The following is a 23,798-nucleotide window of genomic DNA, read 5'->3' as shown; positions in this document are numbered from 1 at the left end:
TGTGACAGGTGTCACAGTGGCGCGTTTCCATCTCGCGACGCTGAACACTCTATCTTGCTGGTCTGGAACGAACGCGCTACGCCAAATTCATGGGAAACGAATCAACACCACCCGGCTCAGGCGACGACAATTCGATTGAGCCGATTGATCTGAAATCAGCGCTTGAAGAGCGCTATCTGGCCTATGCGCTGTCTACCATTATGGGCCGCGCGCTGCCGGATGTGCGCGATGGATTGAAGCCGGTGCATCGGCGCATTCTTCATGCAATGCGGGTGCTGAAACTCGATCCCAACGATGCGTTCAAAAAGTGCGCGCGTATTGTCGGTGACGTGATCGGTAAGTATCACCCCCACGGCGATCAGTCGGTTTATGATGCGCTGGTGCGGCTGGCGCAGGAATTTGCGGTTCGCTATCCGCTGATCGACGGGCAGGGCAATTTCGGCAACATCGACGGCGACAACGCTGCCGCCTACCGCTACACCGAAGCGCGGATGACGGAAGCAGCGACCGAATTGCTGACTGGCATCAACGAGGACGCCGTCGAATTCCGCCCGACCTATAACGAAGAAGATACAGAGCCTGTCGTTCTGCCCGGCGCGTTTCCCAACCTGCTGGCAAACGGCTCGTCCGGCATCGCTGTTGGCATGGCAACAAACATCCCGCCGCACAACGTGGCCGAACTGTGCGACGCGGCGCTGCATCTGATTAAATTCCCCAATGCCGGTTTCGAAAAACTGGTCGAATTCGTGCCCGGTCCGGATTTCCCCACAGGCGGTGTGATCGTTGAGCCGCGTGAGAACATTCTGGAAGCCTACAAGACAGGTAAGGGCGGTTTTCGCCTGCGGGCGCGGTGGGAGAAAGAAGATGCAGGCCGCGGAACGTGGCAGATCGTCATCACGGAAATTCCCTATCAGGTGCAGAAATCGCGCCTGATTGAGAAAATCGCCGAACTGCTCATCGCCCGCAGACTGCCGCAGTTGGCCGATATCCGCGACGAGAGCGCCGAAGACATCCGCATTGTGCTGGAGCCGAAGAGCCGCACCGTCGATCCTGAACTGCTCATGGAGCAGATGTTCAAGCTCACCGATCTTGAAACCCGTTTCCCGATGAACATGAACGTGCTTTCCGGCGGCAAAGTGCCGAAAGTGCTGAGTTTGCGGGATTGCCTGCGTGAATGGCTGGATCACCGCAAAGACGTGCTTCTGCGCCGCTCGCGTCACCGTTTGGGCCAGATCGAGCGCCGCTTGGAGGTTCTAGGCGGCTATCTGATTGCTTATTTGAACATCGACGAAGTCATTAAAATCATTCGCGAGGCCGAACATCCGAAGTCCGCGCTGATCGCGCGCTTTGAGATCACTGACGTGCAGGCCGACGCCATCCTCAACCTGCGTTTGCGGGCTTTGCACAAGCTGGAAGAAATCGAAATCCGCAAGGAGTTCGACGATTTGAGCGAAGAAAAATCAGGCATTGAAGACCTGCTCGCCAGCGAGGAGCGCCAATGGAAGACCATCTCTTGGGAGGTTTCCAACACAAAGAAAAAATTCGCTAAGGACACGCCACTAGGCGCACGCCGAACAGACTTTGCCGACGCCGTGGAAGTTGATCTTGCCGCTCTGGAAGAGGCGCTGATCGAGAAAGAGCCGGTTACCGTGGTTGTGTCCGAAAAAGGTTGGATACGTAGCATGAAGGGTCATCTGGCGGACTTTGCCACGCTTGCCTTCAAAGAAGGTGACCGATTGAAGGCCGCTTTCCACGCCGAGACGACCGACCGCGTATTGATGTTTACGACATCGGGCAAGTTTTACACGCTGGGTGTCGACAAATTGCCTGGCGGTCGTGGCCACGGCGAGCCGATCCGCATCATGGTTGATATGGAAAACGACGCTGACATAGTTGCGTGTTTCGTCCACAAGCCCGGCCGCAAGCGTTTGCTAGCCTCCACACTTGGCAATGGCTTCATCGTCAACGAAGCGGATGTGATCGCCAACACCCGCAAGGGCAAGCAAGTGTTGAACGTGAAGATGCCTGTTGAAGCCGCAATCTGCACGCTCATCGACGCTGATGCCGCTCTGGATCGTGTGGCTGTGGTGGGTGAAAATCGCAAGATGCTGATTTTCCCACTCGATCAGATACCCGAAATGAGCCGCGGTAAAGGTGTGCGTCTGCAAAAATACAAAGACGGTGGCATCAAGGATGTTCAGGTTTTCGCATCTGTGGATGGATTGACCTGGACAGACAGCGCGGAGCGAACCCACACGCGCAGTCTGGACGAGCTGAAGGAATACATCGGTGAACGCGCCCAAGCCGGCCGAATGGTGCCGAAAGGTTTCCCGAAGAGCGGTAAGTTCAGCTAGGCAACACGGTTCCAGCGCAACGACATGCAGGACAAGCCTGCGTCGAGTTTCATCGTCTCATTGAGCGGTAGTTCGCGCACAGCGAAGCCTTCATCACGAAGCATCTTTGCCGTGTTCTGGAAACCTTGTGCAAGCAACACCGTGCCGTTGACGCACAGCGCATTGGCAGCAGGCTCCTCGCCATCCGGCACCTGAAGTACCCGCAGGCCACCAAAATAGTCGCCGCCTTCGATCAATTGCCGCGTGGCAAGCACCGTATCCGGCGCGACCAGCGAGCAGGCCGTTTTGAAGTGCAGCACGCCTTCTGGGGGCGAAACCGTGGCGCTGTCATAGCCCAGTTTGCTCAACGCTCCCGCCAAAGCAAGCGCGCCCTCTTCGTCTGTGCGGGCCGAAAGGCCGATGATGACCTTGTCGGCGGTAAGCAAAATATCGCCACCGTCCGAAAAGCCTTTGTCCAAAGCGATGACGGTGTCGAACCGCTCGCGTAAAACAGGCGCTATTTCTGCGGTTTCGCCAAAGCGGCTTGGCGCTCCGGGGCGCAGCAATATCGCGCCTTCGGCAAATACCAGTGCGGGGTCTTCCACATAGACGGAGTCAGGGAAATCTTCCAAAGCTGGCAAGACGTGCGTTTGGACACCCAATTCTCCCAGTGCGGCTTCGTAAGCCAAGTGTTCGCCCATCATAGCGTCAATGTCTGGCGCACCAATATCGACAGCGCGCAGGCCGTTAACGGCGGAGCGGGCAGGGCGGCGCAGGATGGCGTCGGTAAAGCGTGTTGGATCAATTGTGGGCATGGTTGGCAGTCCCCGTGAGCGGATTGGCAGCGAAACGGCGCAACCGTCCGGCACGCAGTTCGACAGTCGTGTGAACGATCAGCGCGCCGATCACAATTGCACCGCCAAAAAAGGCCCGCCCTGATGGCACTTCCGTGAAAACAAACCAGACCCAGAGCGGCGCAAGCACGGTTTCCAGCAGATAAAACAGCGCAACGTGAGGTGCCGGAATAAAGCGCGGCGCCATCCACAGCGTGATGCCTGCGATGGGCACCAATACGAGCGCATCAAGCGCCAGCCAGATTGGTGCTTCCGGCAATGGTGCCATGACGATCACCATAGGCAGCGCAAATAGGCCAGACACCATGCCGCCAAATCCGGGGGCCATCGATAGATCCTTGCCGCTCTTACGGGTAAGTGTGAGCGATAGTGCCAGCAGCGCCGCACAAGCCAACGCCATCACGTCCCCCTTCCAGTTTCCCGCCGAAACGCTGTCGCTAACGATAATGGCGACACCAATGATGGTGGCAAAAATCGCCATCCATGTGTGCCAGCCAAGCCTTTCGCGCATCCAGAACCAACTCAACAGCGCCGCCAACATGGCGTTGAAGGCCAAAATGAACACAACGTTTGCGGTGGATGTGTTGAACACGGCCAGTGTAAAACAGATGTTGTTAAGCCCCGACAACGTGCCGACGGTCAGGAAATCACGGTCAGACAGAAGATCGGCGTCGGGCGAAGACTTTTTCCACCACAGGTGCCAGATCGCAAACAGCACGAGCGCCAGACCAAAGCCACGCGCGGCCATGACGGTGAAAGGGTCGCTAAGGGCGAGCCGGATAAGCGGAATGTCGAATGAAAGCGTCAGCCCGCCGACAAAGCCGAGCGTAAGCCCCTTGGCCGGGTCACTTTGAAGCCCGGGCGCGGCTGCCTCAGCCGTCAACTTCGACCCAGCCTGCGGGCGTCAGTCTTTCCTGCGGCAAGAAACGGGCCTTGTAGGCCATTTTGGGCGAATCCTCGACCAGATAGCCCAAGTGGCAATAGGCCAATCCATCGCGTCGCGCGCGGTAGATGTGGTCGATGATGAGATAGGTTCCAAGGCTGCGCTTTTCCTCGCGTGGCTCAAAAAACGAATACACCATCGAAAGCCCGTTGTTGAGCCGATCGAACAGAGACACGGCAATCAACGGCCCTGTGCCTTCGCCCGTAATACCGCTGTCGATGCCGCGCTTGCGGTATTCGATGATCTGAGTGTCCACATGGCTGTCTTCGATCATCATCGAATAGTCCATGACGCTCATTCCTGCCATGCCGCCATCGCCATGGCGCGAATCGATGTAGCGACGGAACAAAGAGTATTGCTCGGATGTCGGAAGGTTCGGAACCAGTTTGCCGATCAGATCCTCATTGCGCTTCATGATGCGGCGCATATTGCGCGTCGGCGCGAAACGATCAGCCAGCACGCGGGTCGCCACGCAAGCGCGGCACTTCTCGCAAGCCGGGCGGTAGGCGATGTTTTGGCTGCGGCGGAACCCGCCTTGAGACAGTTCTTCATGTTGGGCGCGTGCATGTTCGCCTACAAGGTGCGTGAATACCTTCCGTTCCATCTGGTTTTCCAGATAGGGGCAGGGGGAAGGAGCCGTCAGATAGAGTTGAGGATGAACCGTCATGTGCCCCAATTTCCTATAGCAATGCGCACAAGTCCACCCCCGTTTTTGCGGTCGCTAAAGGCCGTAATAGGTGGGCGCAAACAGTGTGAAAACGATCCACAAGAGGAACAAAAGCGGCAAGCCTGCCTTAACATAATCGATGAAGCGATATCTGCCCGGTCCAAGCACAAGCAGGTTTGTTTGATACCCAACAGGCGTCGCGAATGAGCAATTTGCCGCGAAAATGATGCACACGATAAACGGTTCGACCGGCACGCCGAGTTTAAGCGCGATCCCGATTGCTATGGGCGTGAACAGAACGGCTGTGGCGTTGTTAGAAAGCACATTTGTCAGCAAAGCGGTGACGAGGAATAGTGCGGACAAAATAAAGCCCGGCGACTGCCCATCCATCGCGCTCACCACGCCATCAGCCAGATAGGCCGCGCCGCCTGTCCGTTCCATAGCTGTGGCTGCGGCCAGTGACGCGCCGACCATCATGAAAATTTGTTTGTCAAAACTGCGGGCTGCTTGGCGGATGGACAGGCAGCCAGACGCAATCACGGCGTAAGCACCAATCAGGCTCGCCGCTACAATAGGAACGAGGCCGATGGATGCGGCGATGATGACCATGGCGAAAATGCCAATTGCGCGGGGCGCTTTCGCGCGCAGTGGGATTTCGGACATGGAGCGCTCAAGAAGCAGCAATTCGCGGCTTGAACGCAGGTTCTCAAGATCATCTGGCAGTCCACCTACGAGAAGCGTGTCGCCCGGTTCCAGTCGCGTTTGGCGCATCAGACCGCGAGCCATACCGCTGCGTCTTTGCACGCCCAGCACCATCGTGCCGAATGTACGGCGGATGCGAGACGCTTCAATTGTCCGCCCAGCAAACCGTGAACCGGGTGCAACTACAGCCTCCGCAAGGGTGAATTCCTGGCGGATGCTGCGCATGATATCAGTGCTGCGCGCGGGGTCGATCTCCTCCTCGCGCATTTCTGGCAGGCTCGCTGCGCCCTGCGAGAGTGCTTTCGTCAACGAGCGGCGGGTGGCAGCAACCACAACAATATCGCCCGCTTGCAACACCACGTCTTCAAAGGGCGGCAGGATCATCTCGCTGTTGCGATAAACCGAGCGAACGGTGATCTCCGAAAGTGAGGGAAACAGCCCGTGCACCGATGCCTCGCCTTCAAGCGCATGGCCGATGGACACATCAATTTGTGCAAGAAACTGACGCCCGCTCGTATCGCTCTTGGCTTCCGCTCCATCGTCTTTACGCAGGATCAGCGGCATGACGAAGAGAACGTAGAGCAATCCCGCTCCTGCCAACACGAGGCCGGGAATGGTGAAATCGAAAAACCCGATCACAATGTCATAGCGTTCTGCAACACCCGCCACGAGCAGGTTGGTGGAAGAACCGATCAACGTCGTCATGCCGCCCAATATGCCCACATAAGACAACGGCATGAGCGCGCTGGAGGCGGCGAAATTTCGCTGCGCTGCAATGGCAACGACGATGGGAATAAACATCACAACCACGGGCGTGTTGTTCAAAAACGCGCTGGTGATGCCTGCAGAAACGAGAAGCACGAAGATAGTGCGCTTTGCCGAACTACCGCCTAGCTGAGACAGCATTTGCGCCGGTCGCTCCAGCGCGTCCGTGTTGAACAACGCTTGGCCAATTACCAAAAGCGCCAACACTGTAATGAGTGCAGGATTGGCGAAACCGATTAGTAATTCCGGTGCGGATATCGTTTCGCGGTCTGTCGGCTGCGGAATGAGCGTGAAGATGGCCAGCAATACGGCAATCGTGGCCAGCGAAATGCCTTCGATGGACCAGCGCTCGCTGGCAAACGCAATAATCGTGCAGGCAATGACCACAAAGGTCAGCCACATATGCAGATTGTCCATCAACGTGCTCTAGGCGGAAAGGTCCGCCGTTACGTTAGATGCGAGCAACGTAGGTGCCAAGCAGAATGTCATGCAGCAGGCGCTTCTTGGACGAGAAGAAAGTGATGAGCAGGGGCAGGAAGAAGGCCACAGTGCCAATCGCCCAGAACAGAATACCGTGCAGACAGGCCAGCAGAGGGTCCACCTTTCGGCCATCAAGGCGCACAAGCTTTACACCCATCATGCGCATGCCGATGGTCGATTGCTGTGGGCCGCCCAGCGTGAGCGCGAGGTAGATCAGTGCCACAGTGGGTAAGAGAAAGGCAAACAGCGGCACCGCCAAGCCAAAGGTGATGATGCTGAAAACGGCGAGGATCAAAGCGGGCGGAATGCTCAGCAGGCCAACAATGAGATAGTCGAGGAAAAAGCCTAGAACGCGAGCCGTGCGCACCCCGTCCAGCGCGGCCGGATCAATGGCCCGTTGGCCCGTGTCGTTGTCGATAATGGTGTCATTAGCCATGAAACAGCCCTCCTGATCTTGACCTCCATATGGAGCGCAGGCGGCGAATTTCAACGATGACGCTTGTTAAGAAGAGTGAAGCTTCTCCGCCACCCGTATGGCGAAGTAGCTCAAAATACCGTCTGCGCCAGCGCGTTTGAAGGCCACGATGCTTTCCATCATCGCCCGTTCGCCATCAAGCCAACCGTTCGCGGCAGCAGCTTCGATCATCGAATACTCGCCGGAGACCTGATAGGCAAAGACGGGCATTCCGAAGGTCGACTTCATCCGCCAGATGATATCGAGATAGGGCATTCCCGGTTTGACCATCAGCGAATCTGCGCCTTCGGCAATGTCCATTTCCGCCTCGCGCATGGCGTCTTCTGAGTTGGCTGGGTCGATGTAATATGTGGCCTTGTCGCCTTTCAGCGTCTGGTCGGTGCCAATGGCCTCGCGGTAAGGTCCGTAGAAACCTGACGCGTATTTGGCGGTGTAAGACATGATCGCGGTGTCGGAGAAACCTTCTGCATCCAGCGCCTGACGGATGGCACCGATGCGCCCGTCCATCATATCGGAAGGCGCGATGATGTCCGCGCCCGCTTGTGCCTGCAGGATGGAGGCTTTCACGATCTGCTCGACGCTCTCGTCGTTCACAATCACCCCATCACGCAAAACGCCGTCATGGCCGTGGTCGGTAAAGGGGTCGAGTGCGGAATCGGTAATGATGCCGATATCAATGCCGGCGTCTTTAACAGCCTTTACATAACGACAAATCAGATTGTCTGGATCGAGGATCGCGCTGCCGGCCTGGTCGCGTTTCGCCAGATCTACATTGGGGAAGGGGGCCACTGCCGGAATGCCCAGACTTGCTGCATGGCGTGTTAGCTCGACCGCTTTATCGACCGAGCGCCGCGAAACGCCGGGCATGGCCTCAATGGCCTCTTCCTCGCTTTTGCCATCAATTATGAAGAGAGGCAGAATGAGGTCATCCGGCGTTACAGTGTTTTCCCTGACCATAGCGCGCGCCCAAGGCGTCATACGATTGCGGCGCAAACGGCGGCTGCCGGTGATGTTGTTGATCATGTCGGTTGTAGAAAAGGTCATATTGGCAACTGTCAGCGTGTCTTGTCGCAAATGTCATGGCATGTGTAAGGCTAGGTGGACAAGTATCCGCTTGCCCGAAAGCGAGCAGGGCAATAGCGTGCGCCCGTCCAGCCAACCCCGTATCAAACCCCCATGCCGTCAGACGCACCGAGCGACATTCATTTCGAGAAACGCGGCCGCGCTGGTGTCATAACATTGGACCGCCAAGGCGCACTCAATGCGGTGACCGACCAGATGCTGCGCGGTATCGACGATCATCTGACCGCCTGGGAGAACGACGAAGGGGTCGAGCGCGTCATCATCAAGGCAGTTGCGGGCAAGGCTTTCTCTGCAGGTGGCGATATCCGCCATCTCTACGACCGCGGCATGGCAGGTGACTATGATTTCGATTTCTTTGCCCGTGAATACGTGTTGAATGCACGAATAGCGGCCTATCCCAAACCCTACATCGCGCTTATCAACGGCATTGCGATGGGTGGGGGCGTTGGTGTGTCGTTCCATGGCTCCCACGTGATTGCAGGAGACCGCATCTCTTTCGCTATGCCGGAAGTGGGTATCGGTTTCTTCCCTGATGTCGGTGGTTCATATCTGCTATCGCGCTTGCCCGGTCATATGGGACTGTATCTTGGCCTGACGGGCCAGCGCATAAAACAGGGCGATTGTGTCGCCACCGGCCTTGCCACACATGCCTGTGGAACAACAATGCTCGATCAGTTGGAAACCGACCTTTGCGAGCAGGCTGATCTCGATGAAGTTCTTGGCGCGCTGGGCAATCCCAGTATCCCGCTGGACGTGTTGGGGAAGGGCTCGCTCATCGACATCACGTTTTCCGCTGGTTCGGTCGAAGAAATACTGCTGCGGCTGGAAAGTATGCAGCATGACGAATCAAGCCACGGGCGCTGGGCGGAAAAGACGCTGGAGACCTTGCTTGAGAAATCCCCCACCAGTCTTGAGATCGCCTTTCGTCAGATCAAAGCCGGTAAAGACCTCTCAATGACCGAATGTATGAAGATGGAATACCGTATCCTGAAGCGGATCCTGCCGGGGAAGGATTTCTATGAAGGCATCCGCGCCGCCATCATCGATAAGGATGCGAACCCTACCTGGACGCCGCCAACGCTCGACGCGGTTGATGCGAAAACCATTGATCAGTACTTTGCGCCTCTAGGTGATGAGGAATTGCCGCTGTGATCCGTTCGGAATTTCAAATTCGAGCCGCAAGCGACGCAAAGGGCCAGCGTCGCATCTCACTTGCGCTCATTATATTGCTGCGCCTTCTTGCGCTAGCCTATCTCGCACTAGCTCTTTGGATGTGGGCGCAAACGATCGGCTATTGGCCAGGCGGCGATGTGCGCTTTGACTCGATGAATGTGCCGTCGCGTGTTTATCATGCGATGCTATGTGTCATGTTCCCGGTGGTTGCCGTTGGGCTGTGGACAACGCTTGCCTGGGGGCGCGTGGTCTGGATTTTGGCCATTCTCGTCCAAGTGGGCGCATTTGCGTTGTTTAGGCGCGAAATCGGGGTGCCGGAAATCTTCCTGAATTTCCACGCAATCAGCGTCGCAGTTTACCTTGCACTTGAACTCGGGCTTCGACTTGTGACCAACGAAGACTGAATCAGCATCCTTTCTGTAAAATTAAAATCAATAAAAACAATAAGTTCTAAGATTGACGGTAACGACACGTTAAGTCTGTGCTTTGACTCAAACTTTATTCGTAACAGCTAAATTCTGTGGCGAGGCAAGCAACCATAAGCATGCCCGCAACAGGAATGAGGCACACAATGAACGCAATGAACATGGCTGGCGATGCGCCAGCAATGACCACACCAAATCCGGAAATCAAACCGGCTTACCTTGAAGCTCTAACGCTCGTTGAGCGTCTGCACCGCCGTCTTCTTGACGTCGTGAAGGACGAATTTGAGCGCAAAGGCCGTAACGACATCAACGCTGTTCAGGCGCTGTTGCTCTACAATCTGGGCGATGCGGAACTGACGGCAGGCGAACTGCGCACCCGTGGCTACTATCTCGGCTCCAATGTTTCTTACAACCTGAAGAAACTGGTCGATATGGGCTACATTCACCACCAGCGCTCGCGGACGGATCGTCGTTCGGTTCGCGTGAGCCTGACTGATAAAGGCAAAGAGACGGCCGCTATCGTGGACGCACTTTACGAACGCCACACGCAGTCGCTGGAACAGATTGGCGAAATCGACGTGGAAGGCTTTGCACAGCTTAACCGCTCGCTGCACCGTCTGGAGCGTTTCTGGACTGACCAAATTCTGTATCGTCTGTAAACAAACGCGTCGGCAGCACTCACGCCGCCGGACAACACTAACGCTTGGCCTGTTGCGTCTGGCTCGATCTCATCTGAGGTCGGGCCAGAGCATTGCCATTTGTGGTGCGTATCGCCGTCGATGCGCACGAAAAGATCCTTCATCGGCGCATATCTGCGACAGACGATCACAATCGCCTTATCCAATACTGCGACACCTTGTTATATGAAGCCATTCGCCCCATTTTGAACGCGAGGTGAGGGCATGGATGTCATGCGATTCGAGCAACTCGCAATCCGTGAGGAGTTTCGAGATCGCAAGGCGGCTTCCCCGTCTGAGGGAAATGAAACACTGGATAGATGCGGTCCGATGCTCATGTTTCGAGCAATGGAGTGCCTGAAGGGCAGAGAATTAAGATGTTCGGCAAGAAAAACGAGCTTCTCGATCAAGACAAGGACGGCAAACTAACACGCCGCAATATTTTGGCAGGTGCGGCATCAGCCGTTGCCGCTGGTCTGTGGTCGCGCGACGCGCTTGCTCAACAGCGTGGCGAAAGCGTCATTGATGTTATCTTGAATTCAAACCGCCGTGATCGCTGGCAAAATAGCTTCGATGCCCGTCGCTCTTCCAGCGATGCAGTGGCTTCTACAATCCCGATTTTTGCGCCGCAAACGGTTCAATACATTGAAGAAGCCATGAATCGTTATCGCGAAATCGTCAATGCTGGCGGTTGGCCGCGTGTTCCTGCTGACAAGTCTTTGCGGTTGGGCGATAGCTCACCGAGCGTTCGTATTTTACGCCGCCGTTTGATGATTTCCGGCGATCTTTCAACCCGCGCTGGCCTGTCGGATCAATTCGACACCTATGTCGATGCCGCCGTAAAACGCTTTCAGCTTCGCCACGGCCTTCCTGCCGATGGTGTTTTGGGTCGCTATTCTTTCGCAGCGATGAATGTGTCAGCCGATGTGCGTTTGGGCCAATTGGAGACCAATATCGTGCGCCTGCGGGCGATGTCGGGTTATCTTGGTGATCGCTATGTGATGGTGAACATTCCGGCTGCGCAGATTGAAGCGGTAGAGAATGGCCGTGTTGCGCAACGTCATACGGCAATCGTCGGGCGCATCAGCCGCCAGACGCCTATCCTCAATTCCAAGATTCACGAGTTCAATCTGAACCCATATTGGAACGCGCCGGTATCGATCGTCAAAAAAGACATCATTCCGCTGATGCAGAAGAACCCGAACTATCTCACCGACAACAAGATTAGAATTTTCGACCGCAACAAGAGCGAAATTGATCCCCAGACAATCAACTGGAACTCGGAGGAGGCGGTCAACTATCACTTCCGCCAAGATCCCGGCCGTATCAACGCTATGGGTTCCGTGAAGATTAACTTCCCCAACCCGCACGCCGTTTACATGCACGATACCCCGCAGCAAAGTCTGTTTAACAAGCTGCTCCGTTTTGATTCATCCGGCTGTGTGCGCGTGAAAAACGTTCGCGATCTGCTGGTTTGGCTGGCCAAAGACACGCCAGAATGGGACCGCCGAGCCATTGAGCGTACCATTGACAACGGCGACCGCATCGATGTGCGCTTGAATAAACCGGTGCCCGTTTATTTCACCTACATTTCGGCTTGGTCCACTCAAGACGGAATTGTTCAATTCCGTGACGACATTTACGAGCGTGACGGCGTGAAAGAGCTCGCAATCACCCAATAGTTTTGTTGGAAGGCGCGCCGCGAGCAACAATTCGCAGCTTATTAGCGTCGTTCTGTGGCGTTTTGCCTATAGTGTGTGCAAAATTGACGCGCTATAGCGCTGTTGCACGCCTAAAACTGCCACTGAGCACTCGCCCAACACTCGCCTAAGAGGAATTCAACATGGCCGCTGTCGAAAAAGCTCCCCAAAAAGCCAACACTTTTTTCACCCGTTCGCTTGAAGACACCGATGCTGCGGTGTTTGCAGCAATCAAGGGTGAACTAGGCCGCCAGCGCCATGAGGTCGAACTGATCGCCTCGGAAAACATCGTCTCCCGCGCCGTCTTGGAAGCGCAAGGCTCGGTGATGACCAACAAGTACGCCGAGGGCTATTCGGGCCGCCGTTACTATGGCGGCTGCGAATTTGTCGACATTGCAGAAGATCTCGCCATTGAGCGCATCACCAAACTGTTCGATTGCGGCTTTGCCAATGTGCAACCAAATTCCGGCTCTCAAGCCAACCAAGCGGTGTTTCAGGCGCTCATCAAACCGGGTGATACTATCCTTGGCATGAGCCTCGACGCAGGCGGGCACCTCACGCACGGTGCTGCGCCAAACCAATCGGGCAAATGGTTTAACGCTGTTCAATACGGTGTGCGAAAAGAAGATGACCTGATCGACTACGATCAGGTTGAAGCCCTGGCAAAAGAGCACCAACCGAAGCTCATCATTGCAGGTGGTTCCGCCTATCCGCGTCAAATCGATTTCGCTCGTTTCCGTGAGATCGCAGATATGGTCGGCGCGTATCTGCACGTCGACATGGCCCACTTCTCCGGCCTCGTCGCAGGTGGCGCGCACCCAAGCCCGTTCCCGCATGCTCACGTCGCAACATCCACGACGCACAAGACGCTTCGCGGTCCACGCGGCGGCTTGATCCTCACCAACGACGAAGCGTTGGCAAAGAAATTCAACTCCGCCATCTTCCCCGGCATTCAGGGCGGGCCGCTGATGCACGTCATCGCCGCTAAGGCCGTTGCTTTCGGCGAAGCGCTGACACCGGAATACGGTTCATATGTCGCCTCCGTCGTGGAAAACGCCAAAGCGCTGGGAGAAACGCTCAAGGCCGGTGGCCTTGATCTCGTCTCGGGCGGCACGGACACGCACGTTCTGTTGGTCGATTTGCGCCCCAAAGGTGTGACCGGCAAGGCTGCGGAAGCTGCCATGGGCCGCGCCAATATGACATGCAACAAGAACGGTGTTCCATTTGACCCTGAAAAGCCGATGGTAACGTCCGGTGTGCGCCTTGGCACTCCTGCTGCCACCACACGTGGTTTCGGCGTTGCGGAGTTCCAGATGGTCGGCGAATGCATCCTCGAAGTCTTGGATGGCCTCGCTGCCAACGGCGAAGAGGGCAATGCGGAAGTTGAACAGGCAGTAGCCAAAAAGATCATCGCATTGACGGATCGTTTCCCGATCTATCCGCTAATCTAACAATCCACTCTACAAGAGGCTCAACCCCATGCGTTGCCCGTTTTGCACATCATCGGCAACGCAGGTGAAGGACTCGCGCCCGACCGAAGACAACACGTCGATCCGCCGCCGCCGCATCTGCCCCGATTGCGGCGGTCGCTTTACCACATTCGAGCGCGTTCAATTGCGCGAATTGATGGTCCAGAAGAAGTCTGGCCGTCTGGTGCCGTTCGACCGAGACAAACTCGCCAATTCCGTCAATGTAGCGCTGCGTAAGCGTGATGTGGACATGGAACGCATCGAGCGGCTGGTGTCCGGCATTGTGCGCCAGCTTGAATCCTCTGGCGAACCGCAAATCGACAGTGACCAGATCGGCCATTTGGTTATGGAAGCGTTGAAAGGGCTGGATGCCGTCGCTTATGTGCGGTTTGCCAGCGTCTACCGCGATTTCACCGAGGCGAGCGATTTCCAGGACGTGCTGACCGAACTCAGCGATGCTGGCAGCGCAGAGGAATAGGGTGACGCTAGGCCCTTGATCTGGCAGATAACGCGCCATGAACGAGAAATTCTCACACGAAGATCATCGCTTTATGGCCGCATGCCTGCGCCATGCGCGGCGCAATCGGGGATTAACCGGCACGAACCCATCAGTTGGCACATTGATCGTGCGTGAGGGCAGGGTGGTTGGTCGTGGCATCACAGCCCAAGGCGGACGCCCCCACGCAGAGACATTAGCTTTGCGGCAGGCAGGCGAAGCAGCACGGGGCGCAACCGCCTATGTCTCGCTTGAGCCCTGCGCGCACCACGGCGTCACGCCTCCTTGCGCCCAGGCATTAATCGACGCTGGTGTTTCGCGTGTCATTACCGCCTGGATCGACCCAGATGCGCGGGTTGACGGGCAAGGGCATGCAATGCTGATCGAGGCAGGCATCAAGGTCGAAACCGGCTTGCTGGCCCAAATGGCGGCGCGAGACTTGCGAGGTTACTTGAATCGAAAAACCAAAAATCGGCCACAAGTGATTCTAAAACTTGCTGTTTCCCGCGATGGGATGATCGGAAGGCAAGGCGAAGAAGTGTCCATCACCGGTCCACTCGCACGCGCCTACGGCCACCGAATGCGGGCTGAAGTCGATGGCATTTTGGTTGGACGCGGCACAGTGCAGGCCGATGATCCTGATCTGACATGCCGTCTTTCCGGGCTGGAACAGCGCTCGCCGCACCGTTTCATTTTGGACACGAACGCGACACTTTCAACGGAGAGCCGATTGGTGAATTCTGCACTTAGAGTGCCGGTATCGCTTATCACAACAAAATCGGCATTGCCGTCGAGCCTTGCAAGCGTAGGCGTTCGCCATTTCATTGCGGAAGCTCACGACGGCACTCTCGCCTTGCCAGAAATACTGGAAGACATGGCCGCATCAGGCCTTTCCAGTCTGTTGGTGGAAGGCGGTGCGCAGGTCGCATGCTCCTTTCTGGAAGCAAATTTGGTCGACGAAATCGCACTTTTCCGAGCACCGGTCGAAATTGGGCAGGGCGGCATCGCTTCGCCGATCACCAGCGACTCTGTGCCCGACACTTTCGCCCTTGCGCGCACACTGCAACTGGGCGACGACACGCTTGAACTCTATTCACAGGCGTCCTGACCCATGTTTACCGGCATCATCACTGCCATCGGCACGATTGAACACGTTGAAGAATTGTCCCAAGGCAAGCGCTACCGCATCGCCAGCGAATACGACACATCGACCATCGATATGGGCGCTTCCATCGCTCATGATGGCGTTTGCCTGACTGTGGTGGAGAAAACCGCTGAAACCTACAGCGTAGAAGCATGGGAAGAGGCGCTGCGCCTCACCACCGCCGCGAACTGGGCAGAAGGGTCGAAGCTGAATCTAGAACGCGCCCTGCGCATTGGCGATGAACTGGGCGGGCATATTGTCTCCGGCCATGTGGATGGCATGGCGCATATTGTTGAGATGGAAACCGAAGGCGACGCGACGCGCTATACAATCGACGCGCCGGAAGACCTCGCCCGTTTCATCGCGCCGAAAGGCTCGATCGCGCTTAACGGGACGTCTCTCACGGTCAACAACGTGGGTGGCACCCGTTTCGACGTGCTTCTGATCCGCCACAGCCAAGAGGTGACCACTTGGGGGCAGGCGAAGGTGGGCGACGCGCTCAACATCGAGGTGGATACGATGGCACGATACGCAGCGCGTCTGGCTGAATTTCCCTCGTCTTCCAAATAGGCTTGCACGTCTCGCTTCGCCATGTTTCATGGCGGCAGAACCGAACAGAAAGACACAAATGCCTCATCTACTCATCATCGACGCCCCATATTACGAGCATATTTCAAAAGGTTTGCGTGCTGGCGCAGAGGCTGTGTTGAAAGCAAACAAGGCGACGTGGGAATATCAGGCTGTTCCCGGCGTGCTGGAAATTCCAGCCGCGCTTTCGATGGTTCTGTCGGCCCAGGTGGCGCAGGAAATGATGGCAATGGAAATGGAGGAATCGGGCATGCCTCCGGGCTTTACAGGCGGCGCTTACGATGGCTTCGTTTTGTTGGGCTGCGTTATTCGTGGCGAGACGGCTCATTTCGATATTGTCGCCTTTGAATCCGCTCGCGCCATCATGGATCTGACAACCGAATACGCTTTGGCGCTCGGCAATGGCATTCAGACAACGGAAAACGAAGCACAGGCGCTTGCCCGCGCAGACCCCGCACAACTCGATAAAGGCGGCCATGCAGCGCAAGCGGCGCTCGATATGATCGCGCTGCGAGACAAGCTCAGTGTCTAAACCGGCCAACAAACGTGGCGCAGCCCGCCTGAGCGCCGTTCAAGCGCTTTATCAAATGGACGTTGGCGGTTCCGGCGTCACGGAAGTCGTTGCTGAATACGAGAACTTCCGGCTGGGCCACGAGATCGACGGCGAAACTTATCTTGATGCCGATGCCAGCTGGTTTCGTGGAATTGTTGGCGGGGTTTACAAGCAGCAGCGCGAAATCGACCCGATTATCCATCAGGCACTGACAGACGACTGGCCTCTATCGCGCATCGATTCCACCCTGCGCGCCGTGCTTCGAGCCGCTGTTTTCGAGTTGAAAAATAGAGCGGATGTTGGCGCTCGGGTGATCGTTTCGGAATACGTTGAGGTCGCTAAGGCCTTTTTTGATGGCGATGAACCCAAAATGGTCAACGGTGTTCTCGATAAAATTGCCCGGCAATTTCGTGAAGGCGAGTTGGACGCAAAGACTACTGCCATTGAACCGGTTGAAGAGGGCGATGCGCCAGCATCCGACGATCCACAGCCATGACGCGCAGCGGCGAATTCGATTGGATTTCCCGCCACCTCGCCCCCCTCGCCAGCGAAGATAGTTTCGGCTTGAAGGACGATGCCGCACTGCTCGCTGTTCCAGCAGGAGCACGCCTTTGCATCACCCAAGATGCGATTCTGGAAGGCGTGCACTTTCTGCGAAGCGACCCGTCGGAGACCGTAGCGCGCAAGGCGTTGCTGGTGAACATTTCAGATTGCATAGCCAAGGGTGCGACCCCCTATGCCTACTCTTTGGCGTTGGGGATGCCCGACCACTGGCAGGATTCCGACATGGCAGCCTTTGCCAAGGGATTGCAGCAAGAACAGCAGGAGTTTGGGCTTAAATTAACAGGTGGAGACACCTACCGCTCGCCCGACCGCCTCAACGTTTCTGTGACGATGCTTGGACTACTAACGGACGGCACACCCTATGTTTCGCGGCTCGGCGCAAATTCAGGCGACATTTTGTGTGTGTCTGGCACTATAGGAGATGCCGCTATCGGCCTGAAAGTCGCGCTCGGCGAAATCAAAACCAAACACGACGGCCACTTTTTGCAGGCCTACCAAGTCCCGCTTCCACCGAAGGGTTTTGAGCAAGTGACTGCGCTCGCCTCGGCTTCTATGGACATATCGGACGGATTGTTGGGCGATGCACGCAAGCTGGCGGTAGCGTCCGATATTGCAATAGATATTGACCGCGCGGCAATCCCGCTATCGCCGCAGACGACGTTGTTGGTCGAAATGGATGCAAACCACTGGGAAACGGTGCTCAGCGGTGGCGACGATTATCAATGCCTCTTCGCCCTGGCGCCGCAAAAGCTGGCGCAGGCGCGGTCAATCGCGGCAAAGATCGATGTTTCTTTCGCTGAGATTGGGCAAATCACCGAAAAGTCTTCCCAATCGGTTTCACTCACTATGGATGGTGTGCCAGTGTCGGGTGAGAGAGAGTCCTTCAGCCATTTCTAGGCCCGTCCATGACCGCAGATGCGATTTCGCAACCGGGAGCCGATCCCAATGCCAGCGCGAAGCGCAATGCGTTGCTGCTTGCCGCCGCACAAGCCTTCGGCGGCTCGGCCGCGCCGATCGCCATCGCCTTTGGTGGATTGGCAGGAATCTATCTGCTGGGCGAAGACAAATCCTTGGCGACTGCGCCCGTAACGGGCTACAATATTGGGGTCGCGCTCAGCGCCTTGCCCGCGGCCATGTTGATGGCGGGAATCGGACGGCGTAAAGGTTTCATCGCCGGTATGGGCGTTGGCATGATCGGCACGTTGCTGGCGTCTTGGTCCATCCTTCAGGGTAATTTCTGGCTTTTTTGCTTCAGCCTTGCGCTGATGGGCTGCGGCGGCGCGTTCACGCAACAATTCCGTTTTGCTGCCGCCGATCAAGGAACAGCCGAATTTAAGCCCAAAGCGATTTCGTGGGTTCTGGCAGGTGGCGTCTTTGCTGCCGTCATAGGCCCACAGACCGCCATTTACTTTAGGGAATTCTTCGCGCCTGTGGAATTTGCAGGCGCTTATTTTGCTGCTGCGTTCCTGTTGTTCATCGCCATCATCATTCTGAGCCAATTGCGGTTCGACAAGCCGCTGTCCCGTGCCGAACGCAAGGCAGCAGATTCAGGCAGGCCGTTGTCTGAAATCATGGCTCAACCCCGGTTTATCGTAGCTGTCATATGTGCTGTCGGTGCCTATGCCCTCATGTCTTTCGTTATGACCGGCGCACCGCTGGCGATGGTGGCTTGTGGATTTTCTGCAGATACGGCAACCAACGGGATCATGCTGCACGTTATCGCTATGTTCGGTCCAAGCTTCTTTACCGGAAATCTCATCGCTCGCTATGGCAAAGAGCGCATTGTTGCCATCGGCATGGCAATTCTCGCTGTCTGCGCGGTTGTGGCATTGATGGGCATAACGTTGGCAAATTTTTGGATCGCGCTCGTTTTGCTTGGGTTGGGCTGGAATTTTGGCTTCATCGGCGCAACCGCGATGCTGACCGACACTTATCGACCAGAGGAAAAAGCCAAAGCGCAGGGCGCTAACGATTTCATCCTCTTTTCCACAGTCGCGTTCGCTTCGCTCATGTCAGGAAAAACACTGAATGCGTACGGATGGGAAGCGATCAACTGGATCGTTTTTCCAGTTGTGACACTGTGTCTGCTCAGCCTGCTGTGGCTTCACCTTCGGACACCACGCTCTGCTTAGATAAGGTTTAGCTGCCTGGGCGTCTTGCGCCGCCAAGTGGGTTGGCGATGGCACCTGCTGCGCCAAGAAGCTGGCTGAGGAAGGTCAATTCGCGGCCGCCGGTTGGCGTCACACGGCGAACGAAATCGAACACTTTGCCGTCTTTCAATCCGAAATTACCGATCCGGCTGACCGTGCCGTCATCGGCCAGATAAACGGCCAGAATACGCTGATCGACCACGCGCGGCTGCAAGAACGCTGCCGCGCGCTTCTTACGCTGACTGATGTAGTAAAGCGTCTCGGTTCCATCGACCTGCGTAAGCGTGGTGGACGGCGTTCCCAGAGCCAGCACAGCCTGTTCGCGCGATGAACCGACAGGAACAAGCGTTAGCGTCTCATCATTGATCTGATGTCCGTGGACAAACTCGCGCTCACCGAGCACTGCGCCTGTGTTGCAGGCGGTTAAAAGCAAGGGTGCCGCCAGGCTTGCTGCAACGATAGCTGCGCTCCGCACGGTTCTGTTCGAGCCGATCTTCATGCATTCTCTCCACTGCGCACTTTGCCGTCTTTATTTTGCCGACACGCGCCTTATATGACGTGGAACGTTCAATAGCGGTTCCGGCGCGATGTTCAAAGCCCTGTTTAAGGCCTTCCAAGGCAATCAGTCTCCACACGCTCTTTATGGCGCGGTTGTGGCGCAATCGCGCCAAACCGTGTTTTTTGAACATATGGGCGTCCCCGACACCATGAACGGCCGTTTCGAAATGATGTGCATTCACGTCTATCTCGCACTGCGCCGTATGAAGCGTGAGGGTGTCGACAATGCCCAGTTCAATCAGGACTTCTTCGACATTTTCATCGACGATATGGAGGCCGGTCTGCGCGAAGCCGGCGTCGGTGATACAACGGTGCCCAAGCGCATCAAGAAAATGTCACGCATCTTCTACGGCCAAGCGAAAGTCTGGGAGGAGGTGGATTTGGAAAATGACAGCCTCTCGGTTGCACAAAAAGCTGAATTGCTGCTGCCCATGTTGCAGCGCAATCTGTATCCCGACTCCGATGCCTCGCCCGATCTGGTTCTTTTGAGCGACTACATGGTTCGCGCCTATGATTTGCTCAATTCGCTCCATTTGGCGACGGTGAAGAAGGGGGTTGATGTTTTTCCGCCCGCAACTCTGGATAAGGCCGCTTAAATGTCTGCTGTTCCCGCTCTTGAGCCCGCTCCGTTTTCGCTCACCGTTAACGTTCGCAAACTGTCGAAAAAGGGTGAGCATCACACTTTTGAGGCCAACGAAGTTCAGCGTGCCGAAATCGCAGCGCGTTATGATCTTGTTTCGATAGAGAGCTTTGTTGCGACCGCTCATGCCGTGCCATGGCGTAAGGGTGGTGTGCAGGTAGAGGGAAACATCACTGTGAAATTTACGCAGCCCTGCGCCATCACCGCCGAGCCGATGGATCAAACGTTGGAGGAGCCGTTTAATGCGACTTTTGTTCCCGAGGGTTCCAAGCTCGCCAAACCGCGCGTCAACGGGGAGGGGGAAATCATCGTGGACGCAGAGGGCGATGATCCACCTGAACTGTTTTCCGGTGACACTTTGGAACTGGCTGACATCTGGCTTGAGTTCTTCGCGCTGGGAATAGACCCGTTTGCGGCTATCGAAGGCGCGCAGTTGCCTTCCGAAGTGGTGCCTAACCCCGAAGCCGATGAAGAGGAAGCTGCTGAAAACTCGCCGTTTGCAGCTCTTGCGGCGTTGAAAAAGCATTAAAACCCCTGCACAAAGCGCGGTCACGGCGATGGAAACCCTCGCCATGGTCGTTTTCAGCGTGTATTCACCCGCCGTGTGGCAAAGCTCCCGGTGGGCCCTCCAATGTGGCAAGGAATGAGAAGCGGTCGACTGTTGTTCAGTGAGCAGCGCTTGTAGAAATCCATGAGCAAAACAATCACCATAGCCTTGGATGCGATGGGCGGAGATGCCGGGCCCTCCGTCGTGCTGGCGGGCGCCGAACTTTCGCGCCGCCGCTATCCCGAAATCCGTTACATTCTTCATGGCGAGGCGGATGCTGTGCTGCCTGAGTTGGAAAAATATCCGACCTTGAAAGAGCAGTCGGTGTTTCACCCCTGCGATGTCTCCATCTCCATGGAGGAAAAACCAAGCCAAGCCTTGCGGCGCGGAAGGCGCGTTTCTGGCATGTGGAAAGCCATCGAATCGGTGAAAAACGGTGAAGCCGATGTGATGGTTTCTGCCGGCAATACGGGCGCATTGATGGCGATGGCCCGGTTCTGCCTGCGCATGATGCCCGGCATTGAACGCCCTGCGCTGGCGGCTGTTTGGCCCAATGTTCGCGGCGAAAGCATTGTGCTTGATGTTGGCGCAACCATAGGCGCGGACGCCGAGCAACTGGTGGACTTCGCTCTTATGGGTTCGTGCATGGCCCGCGCTCTTTACGATCTTGATCGCCCTAAGGTCGGACTGCTGAATGTCGGTGTAGAGGAAGTGAAGGGACTGGAAGAGGTGCGCCTCGCCGGAACTCAACTGAAAGAAATTGATCTTCCCGGTCTGGAATATGCGGGTTTCGTGGAGGGTGATGATATTGGCCGTGGCAACGTTGATGTGATTGTTACCGAAGGATTCTCCGGCAACATCGCACTGAAGACCGCCGAAGGCACCGCCCGTCAGATCAGCACTTATCTGAAAGACGCCATGTCTCGCACGCTGATGGCGCGTATCGGTTATCTTTTTGCCAGCAAGGCTTTTTCCTACATTCGTGAGAAAATGGACCCGCGAAAGGTCAATGGCGCGGTGTTTCTTGGCCTCAACGGCGTTGTGATCAAAAGTCACGGCTCAACCGATGGCGAGGGTTTCGCCGCCGCCATTGACGTAGGCCACAATACGGTGCGCAACCGTCTTCAGGAGAAAATTTCGGCTGATTTGGCCCGAATCCGGCCCTGGGTTGAAGAAGATGCTAACGATTCGGCGGTAGAATCTTCCCAAACGGAACAAAACGTTCAACGGGAAACTTCAAATGATTAGATCCGTGGTCATCGGCTCGGGTGCTGTCACGCCCCGCCATGCGGTAACCAACGAAGAGTTGGAAAGTCGCGTAGACACGACAAGTGAGTGGATCATACAGCGCACCGGCATCGAGCAGCGCTATATCGCGGAAGAAGACGAGACCACGGCAAGCCTTGGCGAAGCCGCCGCCCGTGCTGCAATGTCTGACGCTGGCATCACGTCAGATGACCTTGATATGATCATCTTGGCAACATCGACACCCAACAACACGTTTCCTGCCACGGCGGTGAACATCCAGGAACGCTTGGGCATGCGCCACGGCGCTGCGTTTGACCTGCAAGCTGTATGCTCTGGTTTCGTGTTTGCCATGACGACTGCCGATACCTTTATCAAGGCAGGGCAGGCAAAGCGGATATTAGTCATCGGATCGGAAACGTTCTCCCGCATACTGGATTGGGAAGACCGCACGACCTGCGTGCTATTCGGTGATGGCGCGGGCGCTGTGGTGTTGGAAGCCCAAGAAGGGGTCGGCATGTCCAACGATCGCGGTATTCTCACAAGCCACCTGCGTTCAAATGGTTCGCACATGGAAAAGCTCTATGTCGATGGCGGTCCCTCAACCACGCAAACAGTTGGGCATCTGCGGATGCAGGGCAAAGAAGTGTTCAAGCATGCCGTTGCCATGATAACTGATGTTATCGAAGACGCATTCGAGGCGACGGGTCTGAGCGCGGACGATATTGACTGGTTCATCCCGCACCAAGCCAACAAACGCATCATCGACGCTTCAGCCAAGAAATTGAACATTTCGGCTGACAAAGTGGTCATCACAGTCAATCAGCATGGGAACACGTCAGCTGCGTCTATTCCGCTGGCGATCAATCAGGCCCGTATGGATGGCCGGCTGAAGAAAGGCGATCTCGTCTTGCTGGAAGCGATGGGTGGCGGATTTACATGGGGCTCGGTACTTGTTCGCTGGTAGGTATCGCAAGCGGGTTCGACTGTTTTACCGCTTTTAGATGCCTGTCTTTCCTTGTGCTCTTTTGACCGCAATAAATGTGCTCTGCACACGTTGACCCAACAAAATAGCCTTCTTACACTCCCTCAGCTTTGCGAGCGGGATTGGGCACGCTAGCAGACGTGTTTGTAGGGAGCCAAAGCGCTTTGAAAGTTCACAAGATTTAAGACGGGCGCGATTTAACCAAATGACAAAGACACTTACCCGAGCTGACCTCTATGAAGCCGTGTACCGCAAGGTCGGCCTTTCTCGCACTGAATCCGCGCAATTGGTGGAATCGGTAATTGAAGAGATTTGCAATGCAGCCGTCGCCGGCGAGACGATCAAGCTGTCATCTTTCGGAACATTTTCCATACGTTCCAAAAACGAACGCGTGGGGCGTAATCCCAAGACCGGGCAGGAAGTTCCAATCACACCACGCCGCGTCATGGTGTTTCGCCCATCCAACATTTTGAAAGAGAAAGTGTTGGAAGGAAACGGCGGCGCGAAAAAAAAGGCGTGACGAATCAGTCGCTTTGCGACAGTCTTTGATCATTGACGCTAATCAAGCTGACTGGATGTGAC

General features: G+C 56.1%; 25 protein-coding genes. 18 read left to right on the top strand and 7 right to left on the bottom strand.

What is annotated here, in order from left to right:
- The first annotated feature begins 89 nt into the window (after positions 1-89).
- Positions 90-2,354, top strand: a complete 2,265-nt coding sequence (gene parC / locus ACFQ14_RS04325; RefSeq protein ID WP_377211474.1) for a DNA topoisomerase IV subunit A — start codon at positions 90-92, stop codon at positions 2,352-2,354.
- On the opposite strand, the gene ACFQ14_RS04320 is transcribed toward parC, so the two are convergent.
- The 6 genes from ACFQ14_RS04320 to hemB all read right to left on the bottom strand — a co-directional run bounded on the left by ACFQ14_RS04320 (position 2,351) and on the right by hemB (position 8,263).
- A complete protein-coding gene (locus ACFQ14_RS04320; RefSeq protein WP_377211473.1) occupies positions 2,351-3,148 on the bottom strand; it encodes a dimethylarginine dimethylaminohydrolase family protein in 798 nt (265 codons plus the stop codon). The genes parC and ACFQ14_RS04320 overlap by 4 nt on opposite strands.
- Positions 3,135-4,070: a DMT family transporter gene (locus ACFQ14_RS04315; RefSeq protein ID WP_377211472.1), complete on the bottom strand. Its 936-nt coding sequence runs from the start codon at positions 4,068-4,070 to the stop codon at positions 3,135-3,137. The genes ACFQ14_RS04320 and ACFQ14_RS04315 overlap by 14 nt, the downstream gene beginning before the upstream one ends.
- Positions 4,060-4,797 carry an arginyltransferase gene (locus ACFQ14_RS04310; protein ID WP_377211471.1) on the bottom strand — a complete coding sequence of 246 codons (738 nt, stop codon included), beginning with the start codon at positions 4,795-4,797 and terminating at the stop codon, positions 4,060-4,062. The genes ACFQ14_RS04315 and ACFQ14_RS04310 overlap by 11 nt, the downstream gene beginning before the upstream one ends.
- Before the next feature lie 54 nt (positions 4,798-4,851).
- Entirely contained in the window at positions 4,852-6,681 is a 1,830-nt protein-coding gene (locus ACFQ14_RS04305; RefSeq protein WP_377211470.1) for an SLC13 family permease, read from the bottom strand.
- Positions 6,682-6,715: 34 nt separating this feature from the next.
- Positions 6,716-7,180 carry an RDD family protein gene (locus tag ACFQ14_RS04300; RefSeq protein ID WP_377211469.1) on the bottom strand — a complete coding sequence of 155 codons (465 nt, stop codon included), beginning with the start codon at positions 7,178-7,180 and terminating at the stop codon, positions 6,716-6,718.
- A gap of 66 nt (positions 7,181-7,246) precedes the next feature.
- Positions 7,247-8,263 (bottom strand): porphobilinogen synthase, encoded by a 1,017-nt coding sequence (gene hemB, locus ACFQ14_RS04295; protein ID WP_377211468.1) that lies wholly within the window; start codon positions 8,261-8,263, stop codon positions 7,247-7,249.
- 132 nt (positions 8,264-8,395) lie between these two features.
- Here hemB and ACFQ14_RS04290 point away from each other — a divergent pair, with 132 nt between their 5' ends.
- The 12 genes from ACFQ14_RS04290 to ACFQ14_RS04235 all read left to right on the top strand — a co-directional run bounded on the left by ACFQ14_RS04290 (position 8,396) and on the right by ACFQ14_RS04235 (position 19,223).
- Positions 8,396-9,454 carry an enoyl-CoA hydratase/isomerase family protein gene (locus ACFQ14_RS04290; protein ID WP_377211467.1) on the top strand — a complete coding sequence of 353 codons (1,059 nt, stop codon included), beginning with the start codon at positions 8,396-8,398 and terminating at the stop codon, positions 9,452-9,454.
- Complete coding sequence (locus ACFQ14_RS04285; protein WP_377211466.1) at positions 9,451-9,879, top strand: DUF6163 family protein; 429 nt, start codon at positions 9,451-9,453, stop codon at positions 9,877-9,879. Before ACFQ14_RS04290 ends, ACFQ14_RS04285 begins: the two co-directional genes overlap by 4 nt.
- Positions 9,880-10,046: 167 nt before the next feature.
- The gene (gene ldtR / locus ACFQ14_RS04280) at positions 10,047-10,559 is read left to right on the top strand and encodes a transcriptional regulator LdtR (RefSeq protein ID WP_377211465.1); all 513 of its coding nucleotides are present in this window, start codon (positions 10,047-10,049) and stop codon (positions 10,557-10,559) included.
- Between the two features lie 395 nt (positions 10,560-10,954).
- On the top strand, positions 10,955-12,259 hold the full coding sequence (locus tag ACFQ14_RS04275) for a L,D-transpeptidase family protein (RefSeq protein ID WP_377211464.1): 1,305 nt from the start codon (positions 10,955-10,957) through the stop codon (positions 12,257-12,259).
- Between the two features lie 161 nt (positions 12,260-12,420).
- Entirely contained in the window at positions 12,421-13,728 is a 1,308-nt protein-coding gene (gene glyA / locus ACFQ14_RS04270) for a serine hydroxymethyltransferase (RefSeq protein WP_377211463.1), read from the top strand.
- 28 nt (positions 13,729-13,756) lie between these two features.
- Positions 13,757-14,224, top strand: coding sequence for a transcriptional regulator NrdR (gene nrdR / locus ACFQ14_RS04265; protein ID WP_377211462.1), 468 nt, complete (start codon positions 13,757-13,759; stop codon positions 14,222-14,224).
- Positions 14,225-14,261: 37 nt separating this feature from the next.
- The gene (ribD, locus tag ACFQ14_RS04260) at positions 14,262-15,350 is read left to right on the top strand and encodes a bifunctional diaminohydroxyphosphoribosylaminopyrimidine deaminase/5-amino-6-(5-phosphoribosylamino)uracil reductase RibD (protein ID WP_377211461.1); all 1,089 of its coding nucleotides are present in this window, start codon (positions 14,262-14,264) and stop codon (positions 15,348-15,350) included.
- A 3-nt stretch (positions 15,351-15,353) separates the two neighbouring features.
- Positions 15,354-15,956 carry a riboflavin synthase gene (locus ACFQ14_RS04255; protein ID WP_377211460.1) on the top strand — a complete coding sequence of 201 codons (603 nt, stop codon included), beginning with the start codon at positions 15,354-15,356 and terminating at the stop codon, positions 15,954-15,956.
- A 58-nt stretch (positions 15,957-16,014) separates the two neighbouring features.
- Positions 16,015-16,506 (top strand): 6,7-dimethyl-8-ribityllumazine synthase, encoded by a 492-nt coding sequence (locus ACFQ14_RS04250; protein ID WP_377211459.1) that lies wholly within the window; start codon positions 16,015-16,017, stop codon positions 16,504-16,506.
- Positions 16,499-17,023: a transcription antitermination factor NusB gene (gene nusB / locus ACFQ14_RS04245; RefSeq protein ID WP_377211458.1), complete on the top strand. Its 525-nt coding sequence runs from the start codon at positions 16,499-16,501 to the stop codon at positions 17,021-17,023. Before ACFQ14_RS04250 ends, nusB begins: the two co-directional genes overlap by 8 nt.
- Entirely contained in the window at positions 17,020-17,988 is a 969-nt protein-coding gene (gene thiL / locus ACFQ14_RS04240) for a thiamine-phosphate kinase (RefSeq protein ID WP_377211457.1), read from the top strand. The genes nusB and thiL overlap by 4 nt, the downstream gene beginning before the upstream one ends.
- Before the next feature lie 8 nt (positions 17,989-17,996).
- Positions 17,997-19,223, top strand: a complete 1,227-nt coding sequence (locus ACFQ14_RS04235) for an MFS transporter (protein ID WP_377211456.1) — start codon at positions 17,997-17,999, stop codon at positions 19,221-19,223.
- Positions 19,224-19,230: 7 nt separating this feature from the next.
- Here the strand turns inward: ACFQ14_RS04235 and ACFQ14_RS04230 are convergent, their stop codons facing one another.
- Positions 19,231-19,740 carry an outer membrane protein assembly factor BamE gene (locus tag ACFQ14_RS04230; protein ID WP_377211455.1) on the bottom strand — a complete coding sequence of 170 codons (510 nt, stop codon included), beginning with the start codon at positions 19,738-19,740 and terminating at the stop codon, positions 19,231-19,233.
- An 88-nt stretch (positions 19,741-19,828) separates the two neighbouring features.
- Between ACFQ14_RS04230 and ACFQ14_RS04225 the strand changes: the two genes are divergently transcribed.
- From ACFQ14_RS04225 to ACFQ14_RS04205, 5 genes are all read left to right on the top strand, one after another.
- Positions 19,829-20,395: a ubiquinol-cytochrome C chaperone family protein gene (locus ACFQ14_RS04225; protein WP_377211454.1), complete on the top strand. Its 567-nt coding sequence runs from the start codon at positions 19,829-19,831 to the stop codon at positions 20,393-20,395.
- Entirely contained in the window at positions 20,396-20,968 is a 573-nt protein-coding gene (locus ACFQ14_RS04220; RefSeq protein ID WP_377211453.1) for a YceD family protein, read from the top strand.
- A gap of 162 nt (positions 20,969-21,130) precedes the next feature.
- The gene (gene plsX / locus ACFQ14_RS04215; protein ID WP_377211452.1) at positions 21,131-22,234 is read left to right on the top strand and encodes a phosphate acyltransferase PlsX; all 1,104 of its coding nucleotides are present in this window, start codon (positions 21,131-21,133) and stop codon (positions 22,232-22,234) included.
- On the top strand, positions 22,227-23,198 hold the full coding sequence (locus tag ACFQ14_RS04210; RefSeq protein ID WP_377211451.1) for a beta-ketoacyl-ACP synthase III: 972 nt from the start codon (positions 22,227-22,229) through the stop codon (positions 23,196-23,198). Before plsX ends, ACFQ14_RS04210 begins: the two co-directional genes overlap by 8 nt.
- A 103-nt stretch (positions 23,199-23,301) precedes the next feature.
- Complete coding sequence (locus ACFQ14_RS04205; protein WP_377212070.1) at positions 23,302-23,736, top strand: integration host factor subunit alpha; 435 nt, start codon at positions 23,302-23,304, stop codon at positions 23,734-23,736.
- The last annotated feature ends 62 nt before the right edge of the window (positions 23,737-23,798 follow it).

Origin of the sequence: Pseudahrensia aquimaris, from assembly GCF_042676045.1 — a bacterium.
GTDB lineage: Bacteria > Pseudomonadota > Alphaproteobacteria > Rhizobiales > Rhizobiaceae > Pseudahrensia > Pseudahrensia aquimaris.
This window is presented reverse-complemented; position numbering and strand designations above follow the sequence as displayed.